Raw genomic sequence first — 14,585 nt, 5'->3', positions numbered from 1 at the left:
TCTGGTGGTCTGTTTTTTTTTTATACCACACCGCTGTTTGGGGTAACAACTCGACGAAAAGCGTGTCGAGTTGACACCCCTTCCTGACTGCAGCAAGAGCTGTGGTGCGACTCGTGATGGGACCCCACCGCCCAGCTCTTATGGAAAGACTGCTCGCCTTCGGCATCGCTTGATCTAAGGACGGCTCGCCTTCGGCGTCGCTTGAGGCGGCTGACTGTTGGCGGCTGACTGTTGTTGTGGTCAGGTGCGGTCGAAGTCGGCCAGGATGCGGGGCAGTGCCAGCTTCGCTGCCCTGCCGTGGTTCACGTCCGCGCCCAGGTCGACGAGCGTGCTGTGGGCCCGGTGTTGCTTGAGGCGTTGGTCGCAGTAGGCGGAGGTCTCCAGCAGGGTGTCCTTGTCGCCCGCCGACGAGTAGATCGTCACCGGGACCGAGGGGCGCCAGTCGCAGGTGCTGTCGGCCTCGCGGAGCTTCTCGCGCAGGGTGCCCGTGGGGTGCTGCATGCGTTGGTAGTAGGAGTCGGTCAGGAGTTCGCGCATCGTGGCGGGGAGGTGCTGGAAGATCTCCTCGTTGCGGTGCTCGCCGTCGAACAGTGCTTCGATCGACGGGTCGCGGAAGACGTCGGCCGGGGTGTCGTAGAGGTCGAAGAGGCGGTTCCAGGCCACCGTCCAGTACGCCATGTACGCGACGCCGTTGGCGATCTCGTCGTTCAGCGCCTTGTCCACCAGCAGGCTCGGCTTGAACGGGCCGCCGATCGGGGCGAGTGCGCCTACCGTCAGGTGGCGGTCGGCGCCCCTTTCCAAGGCCTGGCCCAGGGCCATGGCCGCGTGGCCGCCCTGGGAGTGGCCGGTGATCATGACGCGGCGGTCTGGGCGTAAGCCTCGTGTCGTGGCGTACTCGCGGGCTGCTCGTAAGGCGTCGATCGAGGCCGTGACGGTGGACGGTGCGTCCACGTACGGGTGGAAGCCCGGGCCCGTGCCCAGGCCCAGGTAGTCCGGGGCCGTGGTGAGGTAGCCCGCCGAGGCGAACAGGTAGGTGGCGGCTCGGTCGTTGCCGTCGGCCACCGAGGCTACCGAGCCCCGGTAGCCCGTCGTGCCGTGCAGCCACGTGGCCTGGCGCGGGGTGCGGTCCCTGTTGCGCGGTAAGGCGATCAGGGCGCTCGCCGTCGTCGGTTTCCCGAAGGCGTCGATGGTGCGGTAGGTGATGCGCTTCGCCTCCACGGCGAAGCGGACGCGTGACGCGTCCAAGGCGTGGTCCCCCAGGTAGTCGACCAGCTGGCTGGTGTCCAGGGTGGACACCGGGACGACGTCGAGGAGGCTGCCGCGAGCCGGGCGGGCGGACGCGGTGGCCGGGACCGTGGTGGCCACGGCCAGCGCGCCGCACAGGACCGCTGCTGTCAGTCGAGTCGTGAAGGTCATGCGGTCCACGATCTCGAGGTGATCTTGACCGCGCACTGGGGTGAACCACACAACCGAGGTGTGGTTTACCCCAGTGTCAGGCGCCGGGCGGCTTGGGGCGCAGGAGGCACGTGAGGCGGGCGGTGCAGGTGCGGTTGCCGTCCTCGTCGGTCACGACGATCTCGTACGTCGTCGTGCTGCGGCCGAGGTGGATCGGGCGGGCGACGCCGGTGACGGTGCCCTCGCGCGCCGCTCGATGATGGGTGCAGGACAGCTCGAGCCCGACGGCGATGAGGTTGAACTGGGACGCGTGCATCGCGGACGCGATCGAACCCAGCTGTTCGGCGAGCACCGCGTTCGCGCCGCCGTGGAGCAGGCCGAACGGCTGGCGGTTGCCCTTGACCGGCATCGTCCCGGTCATCTCCTGGACATCCCATCGGGTGATTTCGATGCCCATGCGGACGTGCAGCTGCTCGTCGGCGAACTCGATTGGCAGGTCGGGGGTCACGCGGGCTCCAAGGGCTCAAGCAAAACTGTCAGACCCCCACCCTAGACTCGGGCCCGTGACTACCTCAGACGTGAAGCGGCTCCTGCTCATCGACGGTCACTCGATGGCCTACCGAGCGTTCTACGCCCTGCCCGCCGAGAACTTCGTGACGAAGACGGGCCAGGTCACGAACGCCGTGTACGGGTTCACGTCCATGTTGATCAACATCCTGCGCGACGAGCAGCCGACGCACGTCGCGGTGGCGTTCGACGTCTCGCGCAAGACGTTCCGCTCCGAGCAGTACCCCGAGTACAAGGCCGGTCGCACCAAGACGCCGGACGAGTTCCGCAGCCAGGTCTCCCTGATCAAGGACGTGCTGGCCACGCTGGCCATCCCGACCATGGAGAAGGAGAACTACGAGGCGGACGACATCATCGCCACGCTGACCACGCAGGCCGTGGCGCAGGGTGTCGAGGTGGAGATCGTCACCGGCGACCGGGACGCGTTCCAGCTGGTCAACGACAAGGTCACGGTGCTCTACCCGGTCAAGGGCGTCTCGGAGATGGGCCGCTTCACCCCGGCGTACGTCGAGGAGAAGCACGGCGTGCGCCCCGACCAGTACGCGGACTACGCGGCGGTGCGCGGCGACTCGTCGGACAACCTGCCGAACACCCCCGGTGTCGGCCCCAAGACGATCATCAAGCTGCTCAACCAGTTCGGCGGGCTCAACGAGCTGGTCGACCGCATCGACGAGGTGCCGGGCAAGGTCGGCGAGGCCCTGCGCGGCAACCTGGCGAACATCATCATGAACCGCCAGCTCACCGAGCTGATCAAGGACGTCGAGCTGCCGTACACGATCGACGGTCTCGAGGTCCAGGTCTGGGACCGCGACGCGGTGCACCGCCTGTTCGACGAGCTGGAGTTCCGCGTCCTGCGCGACCGTCTCTTCCAGACTCTGACGACCGCCGAGCCCGAGGCCGAGGAGGGCTTCGAGGTCTCCGGCGGCGCGATTCCCGCGGGCACGCTGAAGAAGTGGCTCGCGGACAACGCCAGCAAGACGCGGGTCGGCGTCGCGCTGCGCATCACGACCGACCTGGAGGGCGTCGCGCTCTGCACGGCCACCGGTGAGGGCGGGTACGTCGACGTCACCGAGCTGAACGAGGCCGACGAGCAGGCGCTCGCCGCGTGGCTCGCCGACGAGAAGGTGTCCAAGGCGGGCCACGACCTGAAGCTGCCGCTGCGCCGCGTGCGCGCCCGCGGGTGGAAGCTGCGCGGCCTGTCCTCGGACACGGCCCTGGCCGCCTACCTGGTGCGTCCCGGCCAGCGCTCGTTCGCGCTCGACGACCTGGCGCTGCGCTACCTCAAGCGCGAGCTGCGGGCCGAGGAGTCGGGCGACGGTCAGCTGTCGCTGCTCTCGGACGAGGCCGAGGAGGCCCAGAAGGTCGCCACCAGCACGATCCTGCGCGCGCGTGCCGTCGCCGAGCTCGCCGACCGTCTCGACGAGGAACTGGTCACGATCGGTGGCACCGACCTGCTCGCGAACCTCGAGCTGCCGCTGATGAACGTGCTCGACGAGGTCGAGGCCGTCGGCATCGCGATCGACGTCGACCACCTCACCGAGCTGGAGGCGCACTTCGCGGCCGGCGTGAAGAACGCCGCGCAGGAGGCGTACGCGGTCATCGGCAAGGAGATCAACCTCGGCAGCCCGAAGCAGCTGCAGACGGTCCTCTTCGACGAGCTGAACATGCCGAAGACGAAGAAGACCAAGACCGGCTACACGACGGACGCGGACGCGCTGCAGAACCTGTTCGAGCAGACCGAGCACCCGTTCCTGCAGCACCTGCTGGCGCACCGCGACGTCACGCGCCTCAAGTCCACTGTGGACGGCCTGCTGAAGTCGGTGGCGGACGACGGCCGCATCCACACGACGTTCCACCAGACGATCGCGGCGACGGGCCGGCTGTCCTCGACGGACCCGAACCTGCAGAACATCCCGATCCGCACGGACGAGGGCCGGCGCATCCGCCAGGCGTTCGTCGTCGGCGAGGGCTACGCGGAGCTGATGACCGCGGACTACAGCCAGATCGAGATGCGGATCATGGCGACGCTGTCCGGCGACGAGAGCCTGATCGCGGCGTTCAACTCCGGCGAGGACCTGCACACCTACGTGGCGTCGCAGGCGTTCTCGATCCCCACCTCCGAGGTGACGGGGGAGATGCGCCGCCGCATCAAGGCGATGTCGTACGGCCTCGCGTACGGCCTGTCGGTGTTCGGTCTGTCGCAGCAGCTGCGCATCCCGACCGAAGAGGCCCGCGAGCAGATGGAGGCGTACTTCGCCCGCTTCGGCGGCGTGCGCGACTACCTCAACGAGATCGTGAAGAAGGCCGGCAAGGACGGCTACACCGAGACCGTGCTCGGCCGCCGCCGCTACCTGCCCGACCTCACGTCGGACAACCGGCAGCGTCGTGAGATGGCCGAGCGCATGGCCCTCAACGCGCCGATCCAGGGCAGCGCCGCGGACATCATCAAGGTGGCCATGCTGGGCGTCTACCGCGCGCTGGAGTCGTCCGATCTGCGGTCGCGGATGCTGCTGCAGGTCCACGACGAACTGGTGCTGGAGATCGCCGAGGGCGAGCGCGAGGCCGTCGAGGCGCTCGTGCGCGACCAGATGGGGAACGCCTACCAGCTGCAGGTGCCGCTGGAGGTCTCGGTCGGCGTGGGTCGTTCCTGGGACGACGCCGCCCACTAGGGCTCAGAACGCGAATCAGCCCGTCCGAGCCGCTGTGCTCGGGCGGGCTGTGTGCTGTTCGAAGGCCGGACATCGTCTCCCCCATTGGAACTTGCAGCGCGCGGTGGACTTGCCGCAAGCCCTGGGGCCGTCCTCACACTTCTTGACCTGACCAGGGATCGAGGGGTTTCGCCATGCGATTCCTGCTGTCCACCATCGGGTCGCGGGGAGAGGTGCAGCCGGTCACCGCGCTGGCCTTGCGGCTGAAGGAGTTGGGCGACGACGTCGAGGTCGTCTCGCCGCCGGACTTCGAGCAACTGGTCACCGGCCACGGCATCACCTTCACGCCGTTCGGCCCGAGCCTGCGCGGGGGCCCGGCCGATCAGGATCACCCCGGACGACCTGCGCAGGCAGCATGCGAGGAGCAGGCGCTGTTCCGCCGCGCCGCGATCGTGCACCACGGCCGCGCCGTGACGCCCGAAACGCTCGCCTACCAGGCCGAGAAGCTCTCCGCCCAGGTGCGCACGGACGGTGCGACAAACGCGGCAGAACGGTTGACGGCGCTCTGATTCACCCCCGGCGGACCGTGGCCGCGTGGTAAGCCAACGGTATGAAGATCCTTGCCGTGGTGCTGCTCCTCGCCGTCGCCGCCTGCACGGCCACCGAGCCGGGCACCCCGGCCAAAGCGGCGTGGCTCCAGGGCAAGCTGACCTTCCGCAAGGTGGAGAACCTGGCCCCCACCACCAAGCCGTCCTCGGGCTACCCCGCACGGCAGAACGAGGCCGCCGACCCGGCCGTCCAGACCGCGAGGACGACCAGGCAGAGCACAGACGCCGCTGTCCGAGAGCAGGCACTGGGCACCCTCGACTGCGGCGCCCCGGACCCGCTCGTCGGCAACGACGACCCGGCCACCCCGCTGGTGACCTGCGACGGCGGCGAGTTCAAGTACGACCTGGGCCCGGTAGCCCTGGACGGCGACCGGGTCGTCAAGGCCACGGCGAGCCCCAGCGAGTACGGCGGCCACGTCGTGACGATCGAGTTCGACGCCGAGGGTGCCTGGACCTGGAGCGACTTCACGACCGCCAACGTGGGCAACCAGGTGGCGATCCTGATCAACGGACGCGTGCTCAGCGCGCCCACCATCCAGTCGCCGATCACCGGCGGCTCCACGCAGATCTCGGGCAAGTTCACCAGGGACGAAGCCGACCAGCTCGCGAGGCAGCTGGTCGGCCGGTGATCGAGGCTTATGACGAGCGCAGGCTGAGCAGAACGCCGTGCGGCGCCACGAGAGAGCAGGACGGGGCACTAGTCCGCCTGCATCACGGCACGCACGTGACGATCGAGCACACGGACGCCATCACGAGTGACCTGAAGGCGTTGGTCGAACGCCAGAAGAACATTGCGACGCAACGGATCGAGCCCGTCGAGTGGAGGATCCACCAGCACCTGACCGCACACGGCCTGGCCGAGCACCTGGCCGAGGCGGGGTTCACCGAGGACGAGCCCACCCACGTCATGATCGCCGAACGGGACCGCGCGCTGTCGACGTTCGCACTGCCGGAAGGCATGCGCTGGCCCGGAACCGAGGAGGCCGATGAGATCCGGCTGGCGACGCCCGCGCTGCACCGGTTCTGGGAGGACGAGGCCGGGGGAGTCACCTGGTGCGTCCGGGAACCGGAGGGCGTCTTCTGGTGGCACGAGACGGTCGGCGACAGGTTCATCGAGTTCGGCATGAGCGGCGCCCATCGCGAGTTCGGCCCGTTGCCGCAGGTCATGGCGCCGAACCGGATGCGCGCCCGGCTGCACCTGCTCGTCCAAGCGACCAGCGACGTGCGTGACCTGCTGGCGCGGAACGGGTTCAGCGAGCTGACCACGATCCGGACCTTCCGCTGGGCGCCGCAGGGGCAGCCGCACACGGCACGGGCGATCCAGCCGATCGGCACCGCCGACTACCGCGACCTCCTGGACCGCTTCCAGCGCAAGTTCGAGACCGAGCCGGCGGACTCGGTCACCTGGGGCGACGCGTTCAGCGCGGAAGCGGCCGTCACCCAGGTGGTCCGGCGCGGGCTCACCGCCTGCACGAAGCCGGGCGAGCTGATCTTCTGGGCGGACCCCTACCATCCCGGGAACGCCGCCGACCTGCGCCGCGTGGGCGGTCCGGGGCAGCCGGAGTGGGACGAGCCCGTGGTCGGCGACGGCGACCTCGCCGTCAACGCGCCCTTCGACCTGAGGTTCGGCAGCTTCGGGCAGCACCACGAGAACTCGCTGTGCGTGTGGGGAGCCGATCTCCTGGCCGAGGTGAGCGACGAACTGGACGCGCTGTTGCCGCGACTTCGCGAAGGCGGCGAGAAAATCTGAACCGAGCCACGTGAGACGTACGTGTGGTGGGTGTCCGCAGCGAGGGGTGACCCGCATGTCGTACCAGGTTGGGCTCGATCTCGGATCCGCAGGCACCACCGTCGCCACCCGCGGTGGCGTCACGACCAACGGCCGGCGTCAGCAGTCGGCCGCCAGGGAGATCGCCACCGTCCTCGACGGCCTCGCGCACCGGTACGGGGAGCCGCCGAGCCGTGTCGCCATGACGCATCCCTTGTGCTGGCCGCACGAACATCTGGAGCAGCTGCGCCTCGATCTCATCAACGAGGGGCGCGCGGACGTGTTGTTCGTGCCCGCGCCTCATGCTGCTGCCATCGCGTTCGACGCTGACGCGCTGATGCCCGAGCACAGCACCGTGGCGGTCTTCGACTTCGGTGCCACCGGATGCGACATCACGTTGCTGCGCAAGCAAGGTGTGCTGTTGCTGGCCGGGCAGCCGGAACGGGTCGACGTCGGTGGGTTCGACCTCGACGGACTGGTGGCCGAGCACGTGATCGCGAAGATCGGCACGCACAGCCGTGAGCTCGTGCGGAGCTGCGCCGAGGCGAAGGAGCTGCTCGGCAGCTATCCGGAGGTGCGGATTCCCTACGTCGCCACGAACGGTGAGGTGCGCGAGGTCCGGTTGAGCAGACTGGAGTTCGAGGCGATCATCCGGCCGTCGGTCGAGCTGGCCGTCGACGCGCTGGAACGCGTCGTGGGCAGTGCGGGGCTGTGCCTGCCCGACGTCATCCTGCTCGTGGGCGGGTCGGCACGGATTCCTTTGGTGGCCAAGGAGATCACGGCACGACTGGGCATCCCGGTGATGCGGGCACCGGACGGGGCGGCCGCGACGGGTGCGTACCTCGAAGCCGCTCAGCTGGAGCCCGAGCCCGCCGAGCAGGCCACGGTCGAGGTGCCGGTGCCGCGCCAGGAGGAGCCGAGGAAGCGGATTCCGACGACGCCGTTCATCGCGGCCGGGCTGCTCGTGCTCGTACTCGGAGGTGGGTGGTTCGCGCACGACGCGATGAACCCGCCGCAGGTGAGGATGGAGAACACGAGCGTGCAGCTCGAACCGCCGGGAGTGGCGGAGCTTCCGACCATCATCGGGCCAGGGCGCTGATCTCCCGCACGGTGCGGTCGATCTCCTCCGGGGTGTTGAGGATCGACGTGCCGGCGCGCGCGTACGGGATGCGGTAGGACGCCGTGGTGATCTGGATCTGCTTCTGCGCCAGCAGGTCCACGACCTCGGGGCCGGTGTGCCCGGGAACGTCGAAGCACACCAGGCCCGCGGACGTCGCCGGGTCGCGCGGCGTGTGCACGACGACGCCGGGGATCTCGGCCAGGCCGTCGGAGAGCCTCCCCGAGAGCTCGGCGATCCGGGACGCCACGCGGTCGCGGCCGAGGCGCTGGTGGAACCGCACCGCCGCCTGCACGCCGAAGTAGTGCTCGAACGCGTGGAAGCCGCCGGGCCCGAGCAACGCCGTCTCGCTGCGGTTGCTCAGGCTCGGCAGCATCGGCACGATCTCGTCGCTCACCTCGGGGTTCACCCACACCATGCCGGTGCCGCGCGGCCCGAACAGCCACTTGTGCGTGCCGGCGACGAACACGTCCGCGCCCATGCGTGCCGGATCGTCGTGTACGGCCGCAAGTCCGTGCACGCCGTCTACGACGAGGAGGCAGCGGTCTTCCTGTTTTCGCCCTCGGTTCGCTTCGGCGACAACCGCAGCGCACGCTCGCACCGGCATGCGTAGGCCCGTGCTCGACTGCACCCACGTGATGCCGACGGCACGGGTCTGCGGCGTGATGGAGTTCCGCAGCCGTGTCGCGATCTCGTCCTCGGTGGCCTTCGCCGGGTTCTCGAAGAGCGTGCCGATCCTGACGTTCGCGCCCGCTCGTCCGGCCGCGAGCCTGGCGGCCTGCTGGTGCCACGCGTGGTCCTGGTCGTTGAGCAGCAACTCCTGACCGGCGCGCAGTTTCAGGCCGCCGTAGACGATCGAGAGCCCCATGGTCGTGTTGGGCACGAACGCGATGTCGTCCGCCGCGCCGCCGATGTACCGGCCCAGCGCGACGGCGACCTCCTGCGCCTGCGCGGGCATCAGGTCGTGCGAGTTCGCGTCCAGCCTGCGCCGGAACCCGTCGACCGCGTCCCGCACCTCGCGCGGGTTCGAGGCGAGGTAGAAGAGCCCGAGGTTGGTCAGTGCCGGATCCAGCCGGAACTCGCGGCGCACGGCGCCCCAGTCCACTCCCTGCCCGGCGGACGAAGCGGTCGGAGCGACGGCGAGCAGTCCTGCCCCCACGAGGAAGTCACGACGTTCCATACCTTCCATTGGACAGCTTCTCCGGTGCGAACGGCAGCCCCGTGTTCAACGCCTTCGCCCCCACGGCGCACAGCTCGCCGAGCATGCTCACCCCGATGGACAGCTGCGTCGGTGCGTGATGGTCGAACAGCAGCGCGAACCCGAGACTCGCGCCGATCGACGTCATCCACACGAGCAAGGTCCACGGCGTGTACCGCTGCCACAGGTGGCCGTCGCGCTCGAACAACCTGATCGTCAGGCCCCGGACCGCGCCGAACGCGAACCCGGCCGCGAGCGGGAGCAGGTAGGCCAGGTGGAACTCGTCCACCGCGCGGACGCCGAAGAACAGCAGGAACGCCGGCGGCGCCAGCAGGTCTCTGGCGTTGAGCGGTTCCCCCCTGAACCGGCGCACGAGCACGTACAGCACACCGGCCGCTATCAGCAGATATGTCACTGCATCCCCCTGGTTAGCATGACCCTGCTACTTAAACTAGCAGGGTCATGCTACAAAAGGGAGGTGTCACCGAGAGTCGTGGATCCCGTCGCCCGCCGCCAAGCCGTCGCCGAGGCGGTGTTCCGCGTGGTCGTGCGCGACGGCGTCGAACAGGCCTCGTTGCGCAACGTGGCCGTGGAGGCGGGCCTCGCGATCGGCTCGATCCGCCACTACTTCGACAGCCACGACGACATGATCATTTTCGCCGTCGAGGCCCTCATCCACTCCATCAACCAGCGCGTGATGGCCCACGTGCAGGCGCTCCGGGGCCGCAGTGATCCCCGCAGGCCGGGCGAACGCGTGCTCTCCGAGGTGCTCCCGCTCGACGAGCGTCGGCGGGACGAAGCCGTGCTGTGGCTGGCTTTCGTCACCGCCGCGCGCACCCGGCCGTCGCTCGTGCCGCACGCCGAACGGCTCTACGACGGCCTGCGCGAGCTCTGTCACCGCGCGCTGACGGTGATGACCGAGGCGGGCACCATCGCGGCCACGCACGACATCGCTCTGGAGACCGAGCGGCTGGCGTCGTTGCTCAACGGCCTCACCGTCGACGGCGTGCTGCACCCGGACCGGATGACCCCGGAGCTCACGGTGTCGTTGCTGCGCAGGCACCTCGACTCGCTCTAAGACAGGCGCGGTGCGTCGACGGCCCAGTACCAGTTGTTGCCGGCGTCGAAGAGCCGCCACGAGACCCGTGCCGTGCGGGCACCGGACGGGACCGCGACGGTCAGCGAGACCTGCTGCGCGAGGCCGTTCGCGTCGTGGGTGCGGACGACCTGCTCCGGGCCTCCGTCGAACGACACGCTGACCGTGCCGCGCTGCGTGCCCTCCTGCAGGTAGTGGGAGAAGTAGTCGAGCTTCACGCTCGACTTCCCCGTCACGTCGTAGGCGGGGGAGGCCAGTGTCGAGTCGAACTTGCCGCGCGCGGCCGGCGAACCCTTGTCGTCCCACTCGTCCGGGTCCGCGACGGCGAAGACTCCACGTGCGCGCACGTTCGCCTCGCGCGACTGAGAAGGAGCGGCACGGGTCCAGAAGTCGTCGGTCGTGAACGACCAGCCCTGCCACTCCGCGACGCCCTGCGGCATCGACGAGGCCGTGGTGACGGTCCAGCCCGCCGGACCCTGGCGCGTCCAGCCCAGCACCGAGGCGGGCACACCGGTCTCGTCCTGGCGCGGCTTCGGCGTCACCGAGTCGAACGGGTCCACCGGCGCGCTGCCGAGCGCGTAGCCGTCGAGCGACGCCGGGACGTCGAGGTGCTTCAGCGCGGACGCCGCCACGTCCACCAGCTTCGGCGCGACGGCGGGGCGAGCCGAGCCCGTGGAGATCACGAACGTCATCCGCTCTTCGGGCGAGTCACCGCCGTGGCCGCCCGACGCCGTGTGGCCGTGGTCGGTGGTGATCATGATCAGCCAGTCCTCGGACGCGTACGACGGCCGTGACTCGACGGCCCGCACGAGACGGCCGATCTGGGCGTCGTTCGTGCGCATGGCCGCGGCGTACTGGGAGGAGTCGGCGCCGTGGTCGTGGCCCGCGATGTCGATCTGGCCGAGGTAGACGAACGACGCGTCGGCGGCGTCGGTCCTCAGGTGCTGCTCGGCGTCGACGGTGATCTTCTCGTCGGAACCGGTGTAGCCCGCCGTGTCACCGTCGAGCACGTACTTGCGGTCCTGGCCGGTGCGCAGGACCCGGTCGCTGATCGGCTTCCAGTCCACCGCCGCGTACGTCGACAGCGCCGGTTTCGCCGTGTTCGCGCGCTCCAGCCAGCTCGGGTACGAGGTGAGGGCGTTGCCGGAGAAGGAGTTGTCCTTCACCTTGTGCTTGTCCGGCCAGACGCCCGTGAGGATCGTCGACCAGCCGGGGCCGCTGGAGGTCTGGGCCATGCCCGAGCCGTACAACGCGCTGCGGGCGCCGTACCCGCGGCCCAGCAGCGCCTTGACGTTGGGGGTGTCGGCGGAGAGGAGCTTGTCGTAGCGGGCGCCGTCGAGCCCGATCACGAGCACCTTGGGTGTCTTCGCCGGTGCCGCGACCGCGGCCGGGGTCACCAGCAGGAGAGGCAGCAGGATCGCAAGAGCAGCTCTTGTCATGACAGGCAGACTCGCGGCCCGCAAACGTCTTCAGCAATAAGGTGGATCTTAAGTTCACCTGGGCTTCGGCAGTTGTCAGTACAAGTTCACTGCCTGGCCGTCACGTTCACGTCGCGCGCGGTCAGTTCGGCGGCGCACTCGGTGCACTCGACCTTCGCCCGCACGCCGCCGCCGCAGTCGCGGTGGTGCAGCTGGAACGTCTCCTCCTCGTCGGGGGCCATCCACTTCTCGCCCCACGTGCGCAGCGCCATCAGCACGGGGTAGAGGTCGCGTCCTTTCTCCGTGAGGCGGTATTCGTGCCGTGTGCGGCCGTCCTCGTGGTACGGCACGCGCTTGAGCACGTTCTCCTGCAGTAGCACGTTCAGCCGGTCCGTCAGGACGCTGCGCGAGATGTCCATCGTCGCCTGGAAGTCCTCGAAGCGGCGGGTGCCCAGGAAGATCTGGCGGAGCAGCAGCAGCGTCCAGCGCTCGCCCAGCAACGCCGCGGGGCGGCTCAGCGTGCAGGGCATGCTCGCGAAGTTCGAGTACGGCATGAGCCCAGGATATCCCTTGCGTTCGATTTTCGAACTCAGCTACAGTTCGGATTCCGAACTCAGAGGGGTAGATCCTCATGCGCGTCACCGAGCTCAACCGCGACACCGCGCCGGAAGCTGTCGACGCGGTGTTCGAAGGACTGTCCGCGCGAAGCCGCTACCTGCGCTTCCACTCGCCGACGCCCCGTCTGACCGCGTCCGCCCGCCGGGTGCTGACCGACGTGGACGGCCGTCGGCACGCGGCCGTGTGCGCCAGGGTCGGCGGCGAGCCGGTCGGCATCGCCAGGGTGATCAAGACGGGGGAATGCGGCGCCGAGATCGCGGTCGCCGTGGTCGACCTGTGGCAACGCCGAGGCGTCGGCCGCCTCCTGTTGGAGGAGCTCACGGCGGTCGCGGCCCGGATGGGCGTCGCGGAACTGCACGGCGACGTGCTGCCCGACAACCACGCGATGCTGGCCCTCGTGCGCAAGGTGCTGCCCGGCGTCCGGTTGACCAGGGAGGTCGACACGGTCCAGCTGAGCTACCCGCTCGCGTGGGTCCTCGCCGAGATCAGCGACGCCGACCTCGTGGAAAGCCTGCGGTGACGATCGTCCACAAGGGTCGACTTCACTGCCCGTGCGCCCGGCCGTGCGTTCACCGTTGACGGTCTGAACGGCGCGGACAAGTCGGCGAAGGCGGGAACACAGGACGTTCGACCGGACCAAAACTTCACATCGCCTTGCTACGGTGACCGGCATGAGATCGTGGGGGATGTTGGCGGTCGCCGCGGCGGCCATCACGTTCGGCTCGACGCTGGCCATGCCTGACGTCGCGGTCGCCGCTGCCGAGGGCGGGGTGGTCTGCGGGACGTACGAGGCCAACTCCAAGATCACGCGCAGCGAGGTCCTGGCGCGCTCGCGGACCTGGATCAGCGCCCGCGTGCCCTACAGCCAGAGCGACTGCTTCGGCAACAAGTACGGCGCCTACCGCACCGACTGCTCCGGCTTCGTCTCCATGGCCTGGGGCCTGCGCATCTCCTACACCACGCACATCCTCGAGCAGGTCGCGCACCGCATCGACTGGGAGGACCTCCGTCCCGGCGACGCGCTCAACGACCGCGAGAACCACGTCGCGCTGTTCATCGGCTGGGCGGACGCGGCCAAGACGCGGCCCATCGTGCGCGAGCAGGCCGGGCCGGACGGCAGCAGGCCCGTGCAGCGCGTGTGGAGCGCCAGCAACGCCCGCAGGTACGTGCCCCTGCGCTACAACAACATCCTCGAGGCCGGCAGCAGCGGCAGCACCGGCAGCGAGACGCCGGTGACGGACAAGCTCGTCGTCAACGCCGGCCCGCAGATCTCGAACACCGGCATGGGCCAGCTCGAGGTCTTCGCGCGCGCCGCGGACGACACGATCATCACGAACTTCCACAAGACGAGTCGCTGGAGCGGCTGGCAGCAGCTCGGCCCCGAGCTCTTCGCCGGCGACCCGGTCGCGCTGATGAACCCGCAGACGAAGATCGTCGAGGTGTTCGCGCGCGGCACGGACGACAAGGTCTACCGCCGCGTCGACGGCAAGTGGGTAGCGCTCGGCGACACGGCCGTCGCGGGCGACCCGACGCTGTTCTGGAACGACAAGACCAAGGCCGTCGAGGTCCTCGCCCGCGGCGCGGACGGTCTGCTGCTCCGCTTCACGGACCAGTGGGCGCCGGTCGGCGACCGCAAGATCGAGGGCAACCCGGCCGTCGCCGACAAGGACGTCTACGCGCGTTCCGCCGACGGCAAGCTCGTCAAGTGGGACGGCACGACCTGGGCGGACCAGGGCGACAAGAAGATCGTCAGCGACCCGAGCGTCGCCGTCGACCAGGTCTTCGTGCGCACCGAGTCCGGCAGTGTCGAGCAGTACGCGGCGGGCGTCTGGAAGTCCATGGGCGGCAAGGGGACCGGCGCGCCGTCGGCGGTCTTCAACTCGACGACCGGCTCCATCGACGTCGTGCAGCTCGGTGAGGGCGGCCTCGTCGAGCACTCCCGCGCGACCGACAACGGCTGGACCGCGTGGGCCAAGCTCGGCACCACCAAGGCCTCCGAGGCGCCGACCGCGATGTACCACGCGCAGACGAAGACCGTCGAGGTCTTCGCCCGCACCGAGGACGGCAAGCTGATCCGCCGCTTCTACAAGGAGAAGGCCGGCTGGAGCCAGTGGGCCGTCCTGAGCGGCAAGACGATCGGCTAGGCGCCTAG

14 protein-coding genes are annotated in these 14,585 nt (G+C 69.2%); 8 read left to right on the top strand and 6 right to left on the bottom strand.

Annotated elements, in window-relative coordinates; genetic code table 11:
• Positions 1-240: 240 nt before the first annotated feature.
• Together ACWF7A_RS37160 and ACWF7A_RS37155 are read right to left on the bottom strand one after the other, a co-directional pair.
• The gene (locus ACWF7A_RS37160) at positions 241-1,416 is read right to left on the bottom strand and encodes a lipase family protein (RefSeq protein WP_452255182.1); all 1,176 of its coding nucleotides are present in this window, start codon (positions 1,414-1,416) and stop codon (positions 241-243) included.
• A gap of 76 nt (positions 1,417-1,492) precedes the next feature.
• Positions 1,493-1,852, bottom strand: coding sequence for a hotdog fold thioesterase (locus ACWF7A_RS37155; RefSeq protein WP_452255184.1), 360 nt, complete (start codon positions 1,850-1,852; stop codon positions 1,493-1,495).
• A gap of 106 nt (positions 1,853-1,958) precedes the next feature.
• On the opposite strand from ACWF7A_RS37155, the gene polA reads away from it, so the two are divergent.
• The 5 genes from polA to ACWF7A_RS37130 all read left to right on the top strand — a co-directional run bounded on the left by polA (position 1,959) and on the right by ACWF7A_RS37130 (position 8,085).
• Positions 1,959-4,631, top strand: coding sequence for a DNA polymerase I (polA, locus tag ACWF7A_RS37150; protein ID WP_452255181.1), 2,673 nt, complete (start codon positions 1,959-1,961; stop codon positions 4,629-4,631).
• A gap of 173 nt (positions 4,632-4,804) precedes the next feature.
• Complete coding sequence (locus tag ACWF7A_RS37145; RefSeq protein ID WP_452255180.1) at positions 4,805-5,179, top strand: glycosyltransferase; 375 nt, start codon at positions 4,805-4,807, stop codon at positions 5,177-5,179.
• Positions 5,180-5,220: 41 nt separating this feature from the next.
• Positions 5,221-5,847, top strand: a complete 627-nt coding sequence (locus ACWF7A_RS37140) for a SecDF P1 head subdomain-containing protein (RefSeq protein ID WP_452255179.1) — start codon at positions 5,221-5,223, stop codon at positions 5,845-5,847.
• Positions 5,844-6,968 (top strand): DUF2716 domain-containing protein, encoded by a 1,125-nt coding sequence (locus ACWF7A_RS37135; RefSeq protein WP_452255178.1) that lies wholly within the window; start codon positions 5,844-5,846, stop codon positions 6,966-6,968. The genes ACWF7A_RS37140 and ACWF7A_RS37135 overlap by 4 nt, the downstream gene beginning before the upstream one ends.
• Positions 6,969-7,023: 55 nt before the next feature.
• On the top strand, positions 7,024-8,085 hold the full coding sequence (locus ACWF7A_RS37130; protein ID WP_452255177.1) for an Hsp70 family protein: 1,062 nt from the start codon (positions 7,024-7,026) through the stop codon (positions 8,083-8,085).
• Here ACWF7A_RS37130 and ACWF7A_RS37125 read toward each other — a convergent pair.
• Positions 8,066-9,283, bottom strand: a complete 1,218-nt coding sequence (locus ACWF7A_RS37125; RefSeq protein ID WP_452255176.1) for an aminotransferase class V-fold PLP-dependent enzyme — start codon at positions 9,281-9,283, stop codon at positions 8,066-8,068. The two genes, ACWF7A_RS37130 and ACWF7A_RS37125, sit on opposite strands and share 20 nt — an antisense overlap.
• Positions 9,270-9,716 (bottom strand): DUF1453 domain-containing protein, encoded by a 447-nt coding sequence (locus ACWF7A_RS37120; protein WP_452255175.1) that lies wholly within the window; start codon positions 9,714-9,716, stop codon positions 9,270-9,272. The genes ACWF7A_RS37125 and ACWF7A_RS37120 overlap by 14 nt, the downstream gene beginning before the upstream one ends.
• Positions 9,717-9,779: 63 nt before the next feature.
• Between ACWF7A_RS37120 and ACWF7A_RS37115 the strand changes: the two genes are divergently transcribed.
• On the top strand, positions 9,780-10,379 hold the full coding sequence (locus ACWF7A_RS37115; RefSeq protein WP_452255174.1) for a TetR/AcrR family transcriptional regulator: 600 nt from the start codon (positions 9,780-9,782) through the stop codon (positions 10,377-10,379).
• On the opposite strand, the gene ACWF7A_RS37110 is transcribed toward ACWF7A_RS37115, so the two are convergent.
• Both ACWF7A_RS37110 and ACWF7A_RS37105 read right to left on the bottom strand, forming a co-directional pair.
• Entirely contained in the window at positions 10,376-11,836 is a 1,461-nt protein-coding gene (locus ACWF7A_RS37110; RefSeq protein ID WP_452255173.1) for an alkaline phosphatase family protein, read from the bottom strand. The two genes, ACWF7A_RS37115 and ACWF7A_RS37110, sit on opposite strands and share 4 nt — an antisense overlap.
• Before the next feature lie 86 nt (positions 11,837-11,922).
• Positions 11,923-12,369, bottom strand: a complete 447-nt coding sequence (locus tag ACWF7A_RS37105) for a winged helix-turn-helix transcriptional regulator (RefSeq protein WP_452255172.1) — start codon at positions 12,367-12,369, stop codon at positions 11,923-11,925.
• Between the two features lie 77 nt (positions 12,370-12,446).
• Between ACWF7A_RS37105 and ACWF7A_RS37100 the strand changes: the two genes are divergently transcribed.
• Positions 12,447-12,953 (top strand): N-acetyltransferase family protein, encoded by a 507-nt coding sequence (locus ACWF7A_RS37100; RefSeq protein WP_452255171.1) that lies wholly within the window; start codon positions 12,447-12,449, stop codon positions 12,951-12,953.
• 151 nt (positions 12,954-13,104) lie between these two features.
• Entirely contained in the window at positions 13,105-14,577 is a 1,473-nt protein-coding gene (locus ACWF7A_RS37095; RefSeq protein WP_452255170.1) for a hypothetical protein, read from the top strand.
• Positions 14,578-14,585: the final 8 nt, after the last annotated feature.

Source organism: Lentzea sp. NPDC055074 (assembly GCF_053608005.1).
The sequence above is the reverse complement of the archived record's forward strand: the minus strand, read 5'-3'. Positions and strand labels throughout refer to the sequence as shown.